The sequence below is a fragment of the Paenibacillus sp. A3M_27_13 genome (genome assembly GCF_024213315.1).
Lineage (GTDB): Bacteria > Bacillota > Bacilli > Paenibacillales > Paenibacillaceae > Paenibacillus > Paenibacillus polymyxa_B.
On sequence record NZ_JANAVE010000004.1, the window covers coordinates 87,156 to 104,592 of the forward strand.

Below are 17,437 nucleotides of genomic sequence, written 5' to 3' on the forward strand. Positions count from 1 at the left end.
AGTCCCTATATTGTAGACACTTCATAGAGTATGATCGTCAATCGAATCAGGAAATTCATATCGGATAATATCCGTTTCGGATACGATATGTCCGATTTGTGACTCAATGAATTCTAAATCTCCCTCTACTGCCCCTATAAAATGCTTTGTACCGGGTTCTATGACGATGACCTCACCAGGGCTGACTGTCTGTGTCACGCCATTGATAGAGACACTCCCGGTTCCAGAAACTATAGTCCAAACTTCTTTACGAAACTGATGCTCATGATAGCTGATAAATCTCCCATTTGAAATGACCACGCGTTTGGTCACTGTCTGCAATCCACTTGCCGCCTGTTGATGGGATAATACGGTTTGCTTTCCCCAGAAGCGCTCCTCAAAACGCGGGCCGATTTCAATTTCTGCCACCATATCCTTAATTCCTGTTGACGACTGTCGATCCGTAACCAGCACGCCATCTGGACCAGCAACGACAATAATGTCTGGAACATTCCAGATGCTAACCGGAATCTCCAGTTCATTGATGATATGCGAGTCATGTGAAGCTTCTGAAATATATCCCGGGCCACTCAGCTTCGAACTTACTTCCCGTACCAAAGAATCCCATGTGCCCAAGTCTCTCCACTCTCCATGATAGGGAAGCACGGAGAGCTTATGAGTATGCTCTACTACCGCAATATCGAAGCTAGTTTTAGGTAAGTCTGCGTAATTTGTCGAAAGAGATTCATAGTCGGCTGGTAAACCCATTTGCTCCAGAATATCCAACAAAAAGCCCAGTCTAAAAGCAAACACCCCGCAATTCCATAAGGCCCCTTCACGGATCAACGCTTCTGAACGGATCAGATCCGGCTTTTCAACAAATGAACTAACCCTGTAATATGGCTGGTCAAGTGAAGGAGAGGCTGAAGGCACAATATATCCGTATTTATCTGAGGGCTCCGTTGGGGCAGCCCCCATTAATGCGATATGGCTTCCTGATTGCTCTAATATCGAAGGAAGCCTACGCAGATGCTCGAAAAATTCATCCCCCGCATACCCGTCCACAGGCATGACCCCTACGATCTCATCGCGTGATGCACCTGCAACGTCATGCAAGTAGGCCGTAGCCAGGGAAATGGCCGGGAAGGTATCCCGTTGAGTCGGCTCCTCAATAACTACAGCATCTCCGCCAATTTGCCCCCGAATCAGCTCGGCCTGAGTTCCACTCGTTGAAAAATAGGCCTCATCTGCCAAATTCGCCTCATCTAATTGCCTCCATATTCGTTGCAGCATGCTTTCTGGACGTTCATCATGACGTAAAATAGAAAGAAACTGCTTGGGGCGGTTCACATTGGATAAGGGCCATAGACGTTTACCCGAACCTCCAGATAATAAAATCATTCGCAAAGATGCAACCTTCTTCCTCTAAATTAATATTTTTCTTTCATTATAGGACTGTTCGATTTTCGCATTTCTGCCGAATACATAAGTATGTATTATCGTGGAAAATACATACTTATGCAATGTAATTGTATCTTTATCCGTACAGGAGATGTCAGTCATGCCCATAAAAATACTCATCATTGAAGATCAAAAAAGTTTGGCAGATATGATTGCTCTTCATCTGCAGGAGGAAGGCTATCATACCGAACTTATCTATGACTCTAAACTTGCAATTCCTACACTTATGCGTTTTAAGCCCGATATTATTGTGACCGCTCTAATGTTTTCCGGTAAAGTCGAATGTGCGCTGATCAGCCAAATCCGTCAATTTACTACGGTCCCTATGCTGGTTATCTCTAATAACACCCTGCTGAATATAAGAATAAAGGCTCTGGACGACGGAGCAGATGACTTCTTATGCAAACCATTCAGCCTGATAGAGTTAAATGCCCGCATCAAAGCCCTGCTGCGCCGCTGCGGCCCCAACATGCCCATTGAATCGCAAACGGTAACTCAAAAGCTTAAAAAGGTAAGAGTGTGGGTGAATGATTACCGTCATAGCCTGTTAGTCGATGACCAAGAAATAGAAGTCACTCAAATTGAATTTTCCATTATAAAAGAGATGTCCTGCAATCCAGGTAAAGTCTTTACCCGCAGCGAGCTGATGGATCGGATCAAAGGCGGAGATGGCGCTTATCTGGATCGTACCATCGACGTACATATTTCCAGCCTTCGCAAAAAAATAGAACGTGACCCTAAAAATCCTCAGCATATCCGTACCGTCTGGGGCAGAGGCTACAAATATGAGATGTAGCCGTATCATGGCTACCCATTTCCCCACTGAGCAGCTTGCTTTTTATGAAAGATTTCGCTTCTTCCATCGCCGATAAGGAAGAAAACAAGCTGCTCCACCCAGTATCCCTATGAGGAACAGTACCCAGCCGAAACGGTAGGCGGAAGCCAGAATAACGACGACTTTCCCGTTCCCGTTACCATTGGTAATGAATCCGGTAGTCACTCCATTGACGGACAGACGGGCTCGCTGATTTTCGCTACCTAGCCTGAACTCCCACAGTGGATTGGGTGATTCGGTCTCCCGGATCAGCACCTGTTCATGCGTTGGATTATATAGCGTAAAACTGCGTTCCATGGAATTTTCACGAGTTGCCTGAATGCTCTCCGATGCATGTGGAGCCATAAAAAAGGTATCCATATCCGATCCCTCAAACAACGTAAACTGATCCACTGTAATCATGGCTTGATAAGGGATGATGGAATATTGCTTCATTTGAAATAAGCCTGACTGCTTCTTGTGCGCATGCGCCAAAATCTGAAACTGCATCAAGGCAGTTCCTGCCGGAGCCTTCACAATTTGATCATAATGATTCCATTGTTCCTTATCTCTCTCCTCCACCTCATCAATATAGGAGGTTTGGAGAACCTGGGACGCTTTATTCAAAAAAATGACCTTCATATGCCGACTTCCAATTTGTTCTGATCGCGCATCCAACTGAACGGCATACTCTTGCAGCGGCTCTGCCTTCATTTTCTTGGACGCATAAATATTCCAGTCACAGGAATAGCTAGGTGCGTAACGGATAGAGAGTCCTTCGTCCTTGATTGACAGATTCGTCTGCCCAGGTCGAATATCCGCCACACATCCGACATCCGTCGTGCTCAATGATTCCTTCGTATCCTCCCCCGGCATCACCGTCACTTCCTGCGCAGCCATTCGATGAATATCTCCAAAACGGCTCAATGACGGCACCTGACTATCCAGCACAAGGGTTAAGCGATACTTCCCCTTGGTTAGGAACAGATTTTTAAATTCGACTCGGCCGTAGTCATTCAGCAGACCGGGAATTTGTATGATTTTCTTGGCAAAACCATCCTGATCGGGCACCGTTTCAATAACCTGCTTTTCGGATAAAGAGGTCGCGGGTAGCCGCTTATACGACTCCTTCGTACGAATCGTTCTGGTCAGCACCTTTCCCGTCTCTTCATTCGTCCACTTCATCGTTAATGACCCCTGGTACCCAGCGGGGAGATTAGCCAAAATAGCTGTGGCATAGGTTCCCGTTTTGGCGACTTCCACATCCCTGCTTAACGTCCCCTTCTGATAGCTGATCCCCCGCCCCATACTAAGTCTTGGTAAAGCACGTTCCGTCTGTACATTCCCTTGTGCGTTAAAATCGCTCTCTGCCTCCAAGGTGAAAAAAAGCTTGCCCCGCTTCAATGCCTGCTCCACTGGAAAAGATAGCTGATCTAGCTGATCCACAGGGACAATCGCAAATTGATTGATCGCATTAAAGCCTTGCAGGTTATTAACCGTGACTGGAGTATCTCCTTTTGGAAAAACATGTTCTCCCAGATCCACCCATTGAAATTGGTTTAAACCATCATCCTGAGTCTTGATACTAACCACTTTGTCCGGCAGTGTGACTTGTAATTTTCCGCCTGCCTTATTCATAAACACTCTAGCATATACATGCGAGGTTTGAGGTTGATCCAGTTTTTTGTGCATCGTAAACGTATTAGGCTTGCTATATTGCCCCAAATCACGCAGCTGGATATCATGAATCCACCAGTAATTTTTTTGCTGTGGACGCTGTAGGGTTAACAAATCCATTCGCATCCAATAGCTACCGGGCGGCGACACGTATTCCCCGTAAAATTTCACACTGTCAAAATTATATCCCTCCGAAGGCGCCACGACATAGCTAACCCCCAGTTCACGCATTTGCTTATCGTAAAATCTCATTTTCACATGCATTTTGTTCGTTCCGCGACCGGAAACAGTAATTTGGAACTGATACGGATTATTTTCCTTGGCTTCCAGCAAACCCGATCTAGCGACCTGCCATATATTACTCGGGTCTCCCTTCATAATTTCGCCGTGCAGAGTTGGCACATCATTCAATTCCTCACGGGGATTAGCCTGCACACTGAACAACTGCGGATTATCCGGCTTGAAGAAGGTTTCGGTCCGCAACATGGAATCAAAGTCCACGACCGTCTTCCCTTCGATACTGCTCATCTGATACGGGGCCACATCCAGCTTCTTACTGGCAAAGGTGACCGCAATCCCTGCATCCATTTCCATATCGAACGGAAAGTTCCGTATATTTTGGGAGGATAAATACCATAACCAATCGTTAGTCGAGGCAAAGGTTTTGGACCATTTTAAAAAGGCATTACCATCCTCAATGGCATCAAAAGGGCGTAAGTAATCCTCGGCTGGAAGCTGTGACAACAACAAGTCATTAAAGGACGCCGCTTCCACATAATCCCCTTTGTTAATCGTCTGGATGGTTTTTAGCTCAGGCTTTAACGCACTGAACAGCACCCCAAAGCGGCTAAAATCAAAACCAGGCAGATGACTGTAGCTCTCCAATCGGCTAAAACCGTAAGGTGTTACAATTTTACTCGCAAGGATGTTCATATAGGGCGGTGTCTGATCGAGATTGAATATGGAAAATAGCCCGTTCTGGTACGTACGTTTCAGCCCGGTCTGACCTTCCAGCTGAGACAGGTGGAAATCCTGCCGCTTCTCCTGCCCCACATATTCATCATGGTAGACCAACTGATTGACCCCAAAGGTAGAGAACAGCCAGCCTAATCGGGAGCTTAATCCATTGTCCATGACATACTGCAGAAAATTCATATAGTATGTAATGCCGGGATCATTCCCCTCATGATGAAAGATCGTATTTTTAGGAGAAGAGTATACCTGAAAATCTCCGGTTGCCTTTTCGTTTGCGGTCTTCCCTTTATTCCATTTGGGCGTGGCTACTCCGTTATAGCTCTGAATCATATTGTCAGCAATCGGAAAGTATAATGCCTTGCTATCGAAACGATCCGGGTCAGTCAGCTTTTCAGCCATTTGACTATAAGCCTCCGGCACTTGTACCGGCTTGTAGTACCCCTCAATGAACTGAGTACGCAAGGGAGCAAAATATATCCCCAGGCATAAAACGACAATAACTACCGCCAGCTTTTTATATACACGCTGCAACGGGGATGATCCGAACCATTCCATAAATTGAATAACACCGAAGGTCAGCAACACCCCGAAATTAAGGGCAATCAGTCCAATAAATTTGTTAGGATCACGGAAAACCGAACCAATCACAGGGGTTTTCGTAACCAAAATGACAAACCACTTGGCAATGGATGGGAACGTCGTCCCGGTAGCTGCAACCAGAAACAGCAACGTAAGTAGCGAGAAGATCAGAATGATCGGATTTTTATGTGAACGTGTCACCATCGCATACCCAATCAATAGCAACAAAAATCCCCCTCCTACATAAAACATGCCAGGCAGTGAGGACAAGGAAAACATGGGCCACCAATAGCTCAGTAAATAACCCACATTATCTAAGCTGCTGTTACGGCTGAACAAAGACAACGTATCCACGACGTTGATATTATGCTGAGACGCTTGAGCGTCCATCAACATGCTACCGACATATAGAGACAACCAATAAAAACTGAGCAGACCGAAAAACACGCCAAAAATGATCCCTTTACGCAAAAAATTGCCGTATAACGGCTGCAAATAGGTGCGACCGGCCTTACGGTGGGTCCAGGTCAACTTGATTAATAGCAACATGGTGAACAATCCCAAATAAATCATGCCGAAGAAAAAATAATGAATTGCTGCAGCACTAACGGTGAATACCGCAGCCAACAGGAACAGGTCGATCCAGTTTCGCTGATACAACTTGTGGGGATGATAGTTTTTAATTTGTTGAATTTGAAACTTGGGGTCCACCGCACTGAAAAAGAATCGCAGCATTAACGGAAACAAACTATATCCACAGAGCAAATAAATATGCTGAATGCGGAAAATAACCCACGGATTCAGCGCATAAAACAACGAGCCGACCATGATGGCAAAAATACGGGTCTTCGTAAAGCTTGGTGAATAATACACGCTAACCAGACGCTTGGCAAAGGCATACATCGAAAATGCCGAAACAAATAACAAGCCTGTAATAAACGACTTGAGCAAGACCGGGCCGCTTTCGTCAAATAAGAGTGACAGTCCATAGAAGGGCAAGATGTACAGGATACGTGGAGCATTGAACAAGGTCGAGGTAGACCATCGCTCGTTCCATACTCCGGTTATTTCCTCCAGATACCGATGAGAGGTGGCTCCAAAAGCAATGTCGCTAAACACAATTTGCCCTGGTCCATAGATGGGTGCAAGATATGCAACAATCGCAATCAGCATCAACATCATTGCCGCCATATCGTAGCGGTAGCGAAATATCCATTTTTTCATGCTTGTCCCCCTCTCTTGAACTTCTCGTATATCTGTCGGTTATCTTGGGCCTATCTCCTCAAACGAACGATTGCCTGCAAGCCCTGATCGGTATTACGCAGCTTTAAACGACCGCCTATGGTCTTCAGGTATGCATCCATATGATACAGGCTGAACGCATGCTCCTGGGAGTTTTGGGAATAGTCTGGCTGGAAATAGCTCCAACGCATTTTATCATCAATCCCGCCGCCCGTGTCTTCAATGTTAATAATAATTTCTCCTTCTTCCAGCCGTGAACTAACCTTAAGCACTTGAGATTGCCGCTTGGACCGCAGACCTGTTCGGCCCTTTTCCTGATTCTCAGGCTGCTCTTCACCTTGGCCCATGGCCTGAACTGCATTTTCCAGCAGCCCCTGAATCGTTTTGTACAGCATGGGTGCTTGTGCTGCAATCGATGGAACAGGCTCTTGCCGCAAGATCACTTGAATGTTCTTCATGTTCAATGAACGGTTCGCCCATTTCAGCGACTCAGACAATACTTCATTCATATCTGTAAAGCTAATTCCACTATTATCATGCATCTTCTCTTCCAGCTCATCGCGCAAGCTACGGACTCCCGTCAGTAACTCTCCCAGTGAGGATTCCTGTCTGAGACGACCCTGGATGAAATTTTCATTCAACTCGCGAAAATACTCCAGTTCCTCATGAGAGGCTCCTTTTCCCTGACTGGAAGCCGCTTCAAAACGGTTTGCTAGATCATGATAAAATCCCAGCAGCTTCAAATCATCACCGCCTGTGAGACGGCTAGTCTGCTCTTGCAGCTCTTGTAGCTGCTGCTCAATCGTCTGCATTAACGGCAAATAATATGTGTCCTGCTGCTGTCGCATATCTTCATCGCGCCGTTGGTCACGCACCTGATTGTTCACGATGGCATCCTTTACAATCCTTTTGCGGAACTGTACGAGCATGGCCCACAGAATGAACAATATCAGAACCATGACCATCCACAATTGTTTGCGAAAGGAGCTGATTCGCTGTGCTGTATCCTCGCTGACATCCTTAATCGATATGTAAAGGGCCTCTTCCCCAATGCGGCTGAATCCTATTCCGTGTTTCTCACCGTCATCTTCAATGACACCTGTATTGCCCTCCAGCAGCCTACGGGTTACGCCCGTGATGTCCGTTCGGTTAATATCCGGAGTACTTCGGGAAGCTACGACCTTAAATTGACCGTTATAAAATAAAGTCTCATGCTGGTTAACTGGTTTACTTTTAATAATCCCGCTGAGCATATCAGCGTCAACCGTGCGCACCATAAAACCGCCCATCTGCGCTCCTTGAATCCTGCATGCTATATACTGGGCAGGCTGATGATCCTCTGTCACAAAAGAGCTTACTGCACAACCATTTTGCAGCCATTTAATCTGCTGGACCGCACTTTTCATCTCACGATTGTCTCGTCCGACCATCACACGATACTGCTCATCCAGCACATAAAAGGCCCCGCCGCTTTCACGCTTAAACCCTTCAGGATACTGGCGTGTTCCCTGATTCAGCATATCTCTGCCCAGACTGGACGACAGCTCCTTCAGTTCAGTCTGCCATGCAGCATAACGCTCGGTTATGCTGCTGGAAAGTTCCTGTACCTCATACTGGAGCTGCTCGTTCTGAATCTCCGCCAAGTGACCACTGAATTGCCGCACAACAAACCATTGAAGCACAGCGGCCAAGAACAATGTCACACCCAGAACGATCAGGTACAGGATCAGCTTTTGCCAACCTGGTTTCAACAAAGCCCATTGCTTCATGCTCCCCTGTCCCCCCCATTCTGTTCAAGACGGCTCAAAATAGCCTGCATCAGGCATTCCAGCTCGTAGCTGACCAGCGGTAGCCGTGCGCACAGCAACCGGGGAGTACGGCGCTGGAGTGCAGCAAACCTCGCAGCGGTTTCCGTTGCCCCGTCCGTCAGTAGGATCAACTCGCATGTTTTTGCGATATATAAGCGATCCAGCTCTTCCTCACCGTATTCTCGCAGATCAACAACGTAAATATCATGACGATCGTCCATATGCTGAAGTGCGCTGGAGACAGCCAGGGTCACTCCTGTATGCCGTGCAGCATGATACTGATGAAGGAGACGCATACCTTTTTCCCAGAGGGCATGTTCAGCCGAATCAAATCGTTCACAAAAAAGACGCAACGCCCGTTCTGTATTGACATCTTTCAAAAATGCCAAAACGCTGATATTATACATGTAGTTCCTCATTTCTTACTTCCTGATTGGAGTTGCGCAGTTCTTATGACACCCCAAAACATTCTATTTGTTGACGACAGCCCTATGGTTCTGTCCCTGCTTGAACGGACCTTGACGCAAGAAGCATTCACCTTACATACCGCTCACACGCCCAAAGAAGCCTTACAAGTGCTGGAACAGCACCCGATTGATGTGGTAGTTTCCGATCTGCTCATGCCTGGTCTGGATGGGATTACCTTCCTTCGCATGATTAAGAAGGATTATCCACATATCGTACGAATTATTTTGTCTGGTCACCTGCATACGCAGTCCATTTTATCGGCGATTAACCAAGTCGGTGTGTTCCGTTTTTTGACGAAACCGCTGGAGCTGGATGATGATACGCTAAAAAAAATACTGTATGAGGCGCTTGATCAGGCCAAACTCAACCGAAACAGCCTACATGCAGACCAGAACGTAGCTTCCAACCTGTCAGTTTTTATAGACAGCATTTTGAATGCACCGTACCGACCCTATGTGCTGCTGAATGAACAAGATATCGTAACCGCTGTACACATTGCACTCGCTGAGCTGTATCCTGTCGGCTGCTCACTACGTCATCCTGACGGGGAAGGTATTCAGTTAACCACGCATTCATTATATATACCGTATGAGGAGTCGGAATCTTCCGATCCCGACTTATACACGCTGGATACACTGACCCTCGGCCATTCATCGTTACGCCTTATCCGCCTTAGCGAGATCGCCTGAGTGACGGGTGCCGCCCTTTAACACGGCGGCTACCCCAATCACAGTCAGGCATACATACATCCACAACATCCCCATCGTCAGCAAGGGGTGACGGATATAGTTTTTCAAATTCCCCCATGTATACAGCACCGGACGGAAGAAGTACCAACGTTCCAGCGCTTTTCGCAATCCGCCCTCTTCAGATGACATCGTACGATCCATCACCGAAAAGTAGTAGGCTTTTTTACGTAATACATCGTGCAGATACACCTGTTTTTCATCATGGTATACCCGTGTAAATACCGCCCGGCGAATGACTCCGCCAGACTCTATATAACGCAAGGTCGGCTGTATTTCTTCAAAAGCAATTTGCTCCGCATTAAACCCGCCCGTCGATTCGTAAGCGCTCATTCGCCAGAAGCGTGCCGCTTCAATGGAGCGTTTTCCCAAGGTCTCACCCGCATTGTTAATCACATTTCGCTCAAAAACTTTCACTTTGGAAAAAAAATTGTTTGCTTCCGAATACGCCTCTTCCGGAACGACCAAGGCGCCAATATCCTGATGATCGTCAAAAAAGTCAATGCTCTGCTGAATCAGATGTTCGGCTAAAATCATATCGGAATCCAATACAAATATGTATTCGGCACCCAAGCGTTTCGCTTCCTCAACTGCCCTGACCCTAGCGACTCCCCGCTCCCCATGGGGAAGCTCCAATACCGTTACGGGTACTGAACTCCCTGCCGACAGCATACGAATCGTCTCAACGGTCCGGTCATTGGAGCCATCATCAGCAATTACAATATGCAGATCCTTGTAATTTTGCCCCATACAGCTTCGCAAACAAGGCTCTATCGTCCGTTCATTGTTGTACGTGGAGAAGAGAATGACCACTTTGTCCACTCTGTTCCGCCTCCTCTACCCAATCTTCCATCAACTGCTCAAACGCAGCAGCCGTATGATCAAAATGGAATCTTAACGCATATTGATACGCCCGCTCACGGATGGCCATGTAATCTTCGCCGCCCTTTGCTGCTCTTTCCATTTGTTCAGATAATCCTCGGATGTCGCCGTGAAAGCATAGATACCCGCTCTTCCCAAAATCCGTTGCATCCACCAGACCCGGTGAATTGCTGACAATGCTAGGGGTTCCAACGGCTGCCGCTTCGGTAATCGTCAAACCCCAGCCTTCACGTAAGGAAGGAAATACGAGCGCGTGAGCACGACTCATCAGCTCCAGCTTATGCTCTGCTGAAACAAATCCGTAAAAGGTAATATCGGCTTGCGATTGCCCCTGTTCATCCGGTTCTCCGTATGTCAAACCATACTGTTTCATAATCGGCACTAATTGTTCTGCCACATAGGTTTTATCGGTTTTTCCGGCAATCCATAACATAGCCTGAGGGAACTTTTCCTTGAGCTGCCCAAAGGCCTCAACGACCAGATCAATACCTTTATATTTGACGAAGCGCCCAGCATACATGAAGGTCGGATTAGGCTCCTTCGTTAAAAATTGTTCGCGCGGCCAATGATCAAACTCAATGCCTTCCGGTAAAAGATGAACACGATCCGGGTGAAAGCCCAGCTTAAGCAGATCATATCGGGTAGACGGAGATACCGTAAGCGTCCGATCCTTACGAGCCAGCTTAAGCATCAAGGGCTCCATATGAAACCCAATAACATTTAGCGGGAATTTGGCGTTCTCAAACCATATTTCCCTTGTTAGCTGATGTATGAAAAAGATCCGCTTGGATGCCTCCACCCAAAATCGGGTAAAGAATTGATGCGTATTCGCCTGGTTAATCACATAATCGATCTTCCCTCGATGACGACGGTAATAGCGCATCGCATAATAAATAACACTGTATATGTTCCCTTTTCGAATATACGTAATACCGTCAATAATTTCATGCTCAGGCATCCCCTCAAATTGGGGTGAAAAATGAATGAACTGGAAACGTCCTTGCTGTGAGCGTTTAAGCATTTCATGGGTAAAAATTTCTGCTCCCCCGCTTTTAGGTGAACGAATGTCACGCCAGGAAAGCAATAGAACTACGGTTTTACCGTCCTGTTCATGTATGGTATTCATGGGGTAAATCCCCCTTTATCTTTATTTTGAACAAATGCACATAGGCGTCTATCACAAAGTAGAGAGCCATAGCCCCGTAAACTATGAACTCAGATAGCAAAAAATCTACCGGATCTGTGTGGGCAATATGAAAGGCTACTAATAAAGCCGCGGCTCCTGCCATCAGACTGAACATAAATTTGCGTCTGCCCACCAATACGTGCACATGCACAAAAAACAGCACGATGGAAAATAGCCAGTACACCCATCCTCCCCATGGAATATAGGCCTCGGCCGATTGGTAAGAGGCTCCGAATAATATGGGAATAGAGGAAGGGAACACAAAGGTCGTGCCCACATATACACAGATTGCAGCTATAGCCATTAAACCGGCATAGACGGCAATCAACTTGCCCAAAGCTTGGCGGTCATGCCCCTGCGCACCGATCTTTGGAATAAAGGCAGCAATTAGACTATACGAAACGTAATAGACCAACTGGCTGTACTTCAGCGCAATGGCATAGCTGCTGGCCTGCTCAGGAAAGTAATGCTGTACATACAACATGTCGATGGAGATACAAAACAAAATGAATAAATTCGTCATAAGGCTATCGGTGAAATCCTGACCCAATGATTTCCATAGCCCAGAAGGGATATGTTCTCCACTGTATGTGAATAAGGACAAGCCACGAGCCGAAACGATCCAGCCGTGGAGCAGCGACAGCAACATTCCTCCACAGCTTGCTAACAGTAGGGCTTCCAGCTTTAACCCCAGTGCAGCCAGAACAAAAAACAGGCTCAGCTTCCCTAATACCTCAATGTAATAGTTCACATTGAGCGCCAACATGCGTTCCCTGCCCTGTAAATCTCCGCGGCACGAACTTACAAGAATATGCAGTCCGATCAAGCCATACAGCATGAACAGCGGGCCGGATTCGACGCCTAATAGCGAACGCAGTAACGGATGAAAGATGAGTAAAATGATCATGGCAAGCACGGTTAGCACCAGAGGTGCTTTGAGTAATAAAGAACCGAGCGGTAAGCTTCGTAGCGCAAGCTTTTTGTCTCCCTTAGAGACCAGTTTGGCGGTTAATAGCTGGATGGATAAACCCAAAACGGATAAAAGTGCAAAAAGTGCCAGCAGCGCATTCGCCTGGCCATAAGCTTGTCCGGTAAGATACCAACTCGCTGCAATGTGGAAGAAAAAATTAAATCCGTTAAGCAGCACATTAAAGAGAGGGAACATCAACGATCGCAATCGGTTGTTCACGTTGTTATCTCACCCGCCGATCCAGTCGCCAAATATCAATGATGGAGCGTAAAAAACGAATAGAATCCTTCCAGACATGAATGTGCGATCCATCGCGGTCAATACATTTGACGGGTAATTGCAGCACACGAAGCTGGAGTCGCTTGGCAATAAACATCATTTCTAGATCCAGCGCCAGTCCGAGCTGTTCCTTTAAATGCGGAAACATCCGTTTCACTGCAACCGAACTCATCACTTTAAGCCCAGTCTGCGAATCTACCACACCTGTTGGTAAAAAAGGACGGGAAATGACCCGCTTACCAAAGCTGACAACAGATCGCAATAAAGATCGATTCTCGGCGGTCATATCCTTGGTTCCGATCACGACATCATAATAGCCCTGCTGAACAACATTAATCATTCTGGCAATATCCTCAATAAAAAAGGAGTCGTCCGCATCCACAAATACGTAGTAATCCGCACCTATGGTCCGCATCCCTTCCAGATACGTCCCTGCCTTACGTGTATTGCGTCCCAATTCCCTTGTTTGAAGCAGCGGGCTAAGATTCTGATTAATCCTGTTTACGGACAAGTCCGTTGCTGCCTCCAGCGCTTTAATCAAGGCATTGGTACCATCGTGACTGCCATCATCAATGAGATAAATCGAACCTTCAATAATATGGCTGCGGATAAAGGCTTGCAGTCGTTCAGCAAAGGTTTTGACATGAACAAAACGTTGCTCTTCGTTATATACAGACAAGATAAATGCAATATGTTGGCTTTTGGTCGAATACTCGGGATAGAGCAAGCTTTGTATTTCCGAAAGCATTTCTTCGGTGTCATTGGCTTGCCAAAATAGCAGGCGCAAACGGCCTACTCCGGTGATTTGCACCATATGCTGATCACTGAACGGAATTGTTACATCCGTCACCAGTAACAATGGCATTTGCGGAAATTGGCTACGGATCTGATTGGCTTTCCGCACCGCCTGCCCCGGCTCCCTATAATCAATCAGGCAACAACATGCGTTCTCGTAGACTGAAGCTGCCTCCGTGTCCTCGCACTGTATATATTGGTAAAAACAAATCACATTGGGATAATCAATAGCCCTGTCGTTATCGCTAAAAATGGCTATAGGTCCCTGCACACAAACCTCTCCTTTTCCTCCGAATAGTTCTATTTTGTTGAAAAAGAATTAAGAATGTTTGCTTATAGGAGTTAAATTAATGTCCAAATACTTCATATTTCCTTAACAAAATAGCTGACACTCCATGATATATAAGGATATAAGAGAAGAAAAACTGATTTTCATATTTGATAAAAACAGAGTATTTAGACCTGATTCATTAGAACCAAAACCATCAGAATAAGTTAGCGCATCCATATCGAAAATTAGTTCTTTTAGATCAACAGAAGGAAGAATATATGGTTATTTTGTCATAGATAAATAGAAGAATAAAACAGATTCGCACGTCCATACTATGGACAACATGTCATCTTGAGGATTTTGCAAAAATCCGATAAGCGACTTTCAATGAACAAGATATAGATCGAAATGGTTTAGTTCGTCTATATCTTGCACTTCGGAGCGACTGAAATCGAATTTTGTGAAATTCTTACAATATGAAAATGAAGAGAAGGAAGGTCTTTCTATGGAAGCATTTTATGTCAATCGCGATGGGTCATTATCTACTCCATTACGGGGAAAGGATGTGTTGGCAAATCCCCTTTTGAACAAAGGTGTCGCTTTTACAGAAGAAGAACGCAAGGAGCTGGGTTTGGAAGGAATCCTTCCTCCAACCGTCCTTTCATTGGAGAAACAGAGCGTACGGGCATATCAGCAGTTTCTCGCACAACCCACCATGCTGCGTAAAAATGCTTCTCTCAACGACCTTCACAACCGAAATGTCGTACTCTACTACCGGCTGCTAACCGATCATTTGAGTGAAATGCTGCCCGTAGTCTACACGCCGACCGTAGGAACCGCGATTCAAGAATATAGTCACGAGTATAACCGCCCTGGAGGCGTATATTTGTCGATAGATAACCCGAACGGTATTGGACAAGCATTCCATAATTCTGGTTTGAGCGGCCATGATGTGGATCTGATTGTCGTGACAGATTCCGAAAGTATTTTGGGGATTGGTGACTGGGGCGTCGGGGGGATTAACATTGCTATTGGCAAGCTTGCAGTATATACGGCTGCGGCAGGCATTCATCCTGGGCGGGTGCTGCCAATTGTACTGGATGTAGGCACGAATAATGAAAAGCTGCTGAATGATCCACTGTACATCGGAAACCGCCATAAACGAGTTCGCGGAGAAGCCTATAACCAGTTTATTGATACTTTTATCAGCAAAACGTTAGCGCAATTCCCGAAGGCGCTTTTACATTGGGAAGATGTGGGTAGCGTTAATGCGCGCCATATTATAGGAAAATACGGTCAAAGCATACTCACCTTCAACGATGATATACAAGGTACAGGAGCAGTGACCCTGGCTGCGATTCTTTCGGCGGTGGGTGTCACCAAGACTCCGCTGCGTGAACAAAAAATACTTGTTTTCGGCCCAGGGGCTGCAGGGATCGGTAACGCTGATCAAATTCGGGGCGCTATGATCGAGGATGGCCTTTCCGTAGATGATTCATTCAAGTCCTTTTGGGCCTTTGATTATCGCGGGCTGTTAACGGAAGATATGGAAGACGTATTGGAGTATCAGAAACCGTATGTGCGCAAAAAGGATGAAGTCAGCTCATGGACCCGGTCGGGTGACGGCAAAATACCGCTACTGGAGGTCATCCGTCAGGTGAAGCCTACGATATTGATTGGAACTTCCGGTGTAGCAGGTGCCTTTTCTGAAGAGATCATCAAGGAGATGGCAAAGCATGTAGAACGCCCGATCATTATGCCCATGTCCAATCCTACAAACCTTGCAGAAGCAGTACCCGAGGATTTGATCCGGTGGACAGATGGCAGAGCACTGATCGCAACCGGAAGTCCTTTTGAGCCCGTTACCTATAACGATACAAATTTTGAGATTGGACAGGCGAACAATGCCTTTGTTTTTCCGGGACTGGGTCTGGGTGCGATTGTGGTTAAAGCCAAAAGGATTACCCCTGCGATGTTTACAGCGGCAGCAGTTGCTGTTGCCAATGGTGTAGATTCGAATACGCCTGGCGGTGCGCTACTCCCTCATATCCGAAAATTACGCGAAGTTTCGTACGCTGTTGCGATTGCGGTTGCAAAAGCCGCGATTCAGGATCAGGTAGCGCAGGCGCACATTTCAGATGTGGAACAAGCTATACAAGATGCAATGTGGAAACCGAAATATGCCAAGGTCAAAGCAGTGGAAAGTGTAATTCATCACCCTCACTAAGCCCAAAACACCTAACTAGAGGAAATTTAATATTTTGTACACTATGTTTGACATAGCATATGAACGAATGTACAGTAATAGTCAAAAGAATAGAAGTCCACTAGGGGAGCCACTATGGCTGAGACAAGAGCGTATCTTGGACCCTTTGAACCTGATCTAGTTCGTACTAGCGTAGGAAAGTGGAGCCTTCGTATATAAGGTTTCAAGCGTTTTTTGCGTATTGGGCCTATTGTTGAAGCCGCTCCATTTTTCCGGGGCGGCTTTTTAGCGTTGTTCCGGAATTATATTCTTACAGGACTTCTTGCTCTTCAATTTAATGGAGGTGGGGAAATTGAGTTTTACACAAGAACTCCGTCGGCAGGCGGACGGCATTTTTCAAGCGATTTTTGAGCATCCCTTTGTGAGAGGTATTGCTGAAGGAAGTTTGACAAGGGGACAGCTGATTCACTATGTAAAACAGGACTTTGAATATTTGAACGCCTACATGCGGATATACGGCATCGCAATCTCCAAATGCACGAATCGGGAGGACATGGCTGTATTTAATGAACAAATCTCTTTTATTCTCCACAGCGAGGTTCATCCGCATCAAAATTTCTGTGCTGTCGCAGGGGTGAGCTATGAAGAGTTGCAGGGATATCCGCTCGCTCCGTCGGCTCATCACTATATCCGTCACATGCTGACGGTTGCGCATGAGGGTAGCCTGAGCGAGATCTTGGCTGTGCTGCTGCCATGTATGTGGACGTATGCCGAGATTGGTCGCAGACTGCTGGATGAAGTAAAGCCGGATGAGTCCCATCCGTTCTATGAATGGATGGGCTTCTATGGAGACCAGCTTGATGATACAACACTCAAGTTCCGAGAACGTGTAGATGCTTGGGCGGAAGGCGCAACGGCTGCTGAGCGAGAGCGGATGATTGAGCATTTTATACTGAGCTGCCAGCTGGAATATAAGTTCTGGGACATGGCCTATAAGCAGGAAGAATGGCCGGTCCAGATACAGGCAGCGGTCTTGGAATAGTCAGCCTGGCAATTCGATGCGTGAAGTACAGTTAATGCCCTTTGAACCACCAACTAT

Annotated in this window: 12 protein-coding genes and 1 riboswitch; of the genes, 4 read left to right on the top strand and 8 right to left on the bottom strand. The window is 46.4% G+C overall.

The window, feature by feature from the left end; genetic code table 11:
- Window positions 1-21: 21 nt before the first annotated feature.
- Window positions 22-1,380, bottom strand: a complete 1,359-nt coding sequence (locus NLX82_RS16625) for a sugar phosphate nucleotidyltransferase (RefSeq protein WP_049827706.1) — start codon at window positions 1,378-1,380, stop codon at window positions 22-24.
- Window positions 1,381-1,540: 160 nt separating this feature from the next.
- On the opposite strand from NLX82_RS16625, the gene NLX82_RS16630 reads away from it, so the two are divergent.
- Window positions 1,541-2,236 (top strand): response regulator transcription factor, encoded by a 696-nt coding sequence (locus tag NLX82_RS16630; protein ID WP_023990005.1) that lies wholly within the window; start codon window positions 1,541-1,543, stop codon window positions 2,234-2,236.
- Window positions 2,237-2,278: 42 nt separating this feature from the next.
- Here NLX82_RS16630 and NLX82_RS16635 read toward each other — a convergent pair whose 3' ends face one another.
- Genes NLX82_RS16635 through NLX82_RS16645 form a run of 3 tightly spaced genes read right to left on the bottom strand, consistent with a single transcriptional unit; the run spans window position 2,279 to window position 8,942 of the window.
- Window positions 2,279-6,709: a polysaccharide biosynthesis protein gene (locus tag NLX82_RS16635; protein WP_075154657.1), complete on the bottom strand. Its 4,431-nt coding sequence runs from the start codon at window positions 6,707-6,709 to the stop codon at window positions 2,279-2,281.
- 50 nt (window positions 6,710-6,759) lie between these two features.
- Entirely contained in the window at window positions 6,760-8,496 is a 1,737-nt protein-coding gene (locus NLX82_RS16640; protein WP_076160814.1) for an ATP-binding protein, read from the bottom strand.
- Complete coding sequence (locus NLX82_RS16645) at window positions 8,493-8,942, bottom strand: hypothetical protein (protein ID WP_028541546.1); 450 nt, start codon at window positions 8,940-8,942, stop codon at window positions 8,493-8,495. Before NLX82_RS16645 ends, NLX82_RS16640 begins: the two co-directional genes overlap by 4 nt.
- A gap of 45 nt (window positions 8,943-8,987) precedes the next feature.
- On the opposite strand from NLX82_RS16645, the gene NLX82_RS16650 reads away from it, so the two are divergent.
- Window positions 8,988-9,692 (top strand): response regulator, encoded by a 705-nt coding sequence (locus NLX82_RS16650; protein WP_023990009.1) that lies wholly within the window; start codon window positions 8,988-8,990, stop codon window positions 9,690-9,692.
- Here NLX82_RS16650 and NLX82_RS16655 read toward each other — a convergent pair.
- From NLX82_RS16655 to NLX82_RS16670, 4 genes are read right to left on the bottom strand one after another with little or no spacing between them, the layout of a single operon-like run.
- Window positions 9,660-10,571 (bottom strand): glycosyltransferase family 2 protein, encoded by a 912-nt coding sequence (locus NLX82_RS16655; protein ID WP_023990010.1) that lies wholly within the window; start codon window positions 10,569-10,571, stop codon window positions 9,660-9,662. The genes NLX82_RS16650 and NLX82_RS16655 overlap by 33 nt on opposite strands.
- Window positions 10,531-11,757 carry a glycosyltransferase family 4 protein gene (locus tag NLX82_RS16660; protein WP_023990011.1) on the bottom strand — a complete coding sequence of 409 codons (1,227 nt, stop codon included), beginning with the start codon at window positions 11,755-11,757 and terminating at the stop codon, window positions 10,531-10,533. The genes NLX82_RS16655 and NLX82_RS16660 overlap by 41 nt, the downstream gene beginning before the upstream one ends.
- Window positions 11,741-13,006, bottom strand: a complete 1,266-nt coding sequence (locus NLX82_RS16665) for a polysaccharide biosynthesis protein (RefSeq protein ID WP_076295604.1) — start codon at window positions 13,004-13,006, stop codon at window positions 11,741-11,743. Before NLX82_RS16665 ends, NLX82_RS16660 begins: the two co-directional genes overlap by 17 nt.
- A gap of 4 nt (window positions 13,007-13,010) precedes the next feature.
- Window positions 13,011-14,132: a glycosyltransferase gene (locus tag NLX82_RS16670; RefSeq protein WP_028541542.1), complete on the bottom strand. Its 1,122-nt coding sequence runs from the start codon at window positions 14,130-14,132 to the stop codon at window positions 13,011-13,013.
- A gap of 505 nt (window positions 14,133-14,637) precedes the next feature.
- Here NLX82_RS16670 and NLX82_RS16675 point away from each other — a divergent pair.
- The gene (locus NLX82_RS16675) at window positions 14,638-16,359 is read left to right on the top strand and encodes an NAD-dependent malic enzyme (RefSeq protein ID WP_023990014.1); all 1,722 of its coding nucleotides are present in this window, start codon (window positions 14,638-14,640) and stop codon (window positions 16,357-16,359) included.
- A gap of 92 nt (window positions 16,360-16,451) precedes the next feature.
- Window positions 16,452-16,554, top strand: a riboswitch (TPP riboswitch).
- Between the two features lie 136 nt (window positions 16,555-16,690).
- Window positions 16,691-17,380, top strand: coding sequence for a thiaminase II (gene tenA, locus NLX82_RS16680; RefSeq protein ID WP_254348649.1), 690 nt, complete (start codon window positions 16,691-16,693; stop codon window positions 17,378-17,380).
- Window positions 17,381-17,437: the final 57 nt, after the last annotated feature.

Bases quoted from the DNA above. Each gene is read 5' to 3' on its own strand.
- NLX82_RS16625 (WP_049827706.1), bottom strand. From the start codon at position 1,380: ATGATTTTATTATCTGGAGGTTCGGGTAAACGTCTATGGCCCTTATCC.
- NLX82_RS16630 (WP_023990005.1), top strand. From the start codon at position 1,541: ATGCCCATAAAAATACTCATCATTGAAGATCAAAAAAGTTTGGCAGAT.
- NLX82_RS16635 (WP_075154657.1), bottom strand. From the start codon at position 6,709: ATGAAAAAATGGATATTTCGCTACCGCTACGATATGGCGGCAATGATG.
- NLX82_RS16640 (WP_076160814.1), bottom strand. From the start codon at position 8,496: ATGAAGCAATGGGCTTTGTTGAAACCAGGTTGGCAAAAGCTGATCCTG.
- NLX82_RS16645 (WP_028541546.1), bottom strand. From the start codon at position 8,942: ATGTATAATATCAGCGTTTTGGCATTTTTGAAAGATGTCAATACAGAA.
- NLX82_RS16650 (WP_023990009.1), top strand. From the start codon at position 8,988: ATGACACCCCAAAACATTCTATTTGTTGACGACAGCCCTATGGTTCTG.
- NLX82_RS16660 (WP_023990011.1), bottom strand. From the start codon at position 11,757: ATGAATACCATACATGAACAGGACGGTAAAACCGTAGTTCTATTGCTT.
- NLX82_RS16675 (WP_023990014.1), top strand. From the start codon at position 14,638: ATGGAAGCATTTTATGTCAATCGCGATGGGTCATTATCTACTCCATTA.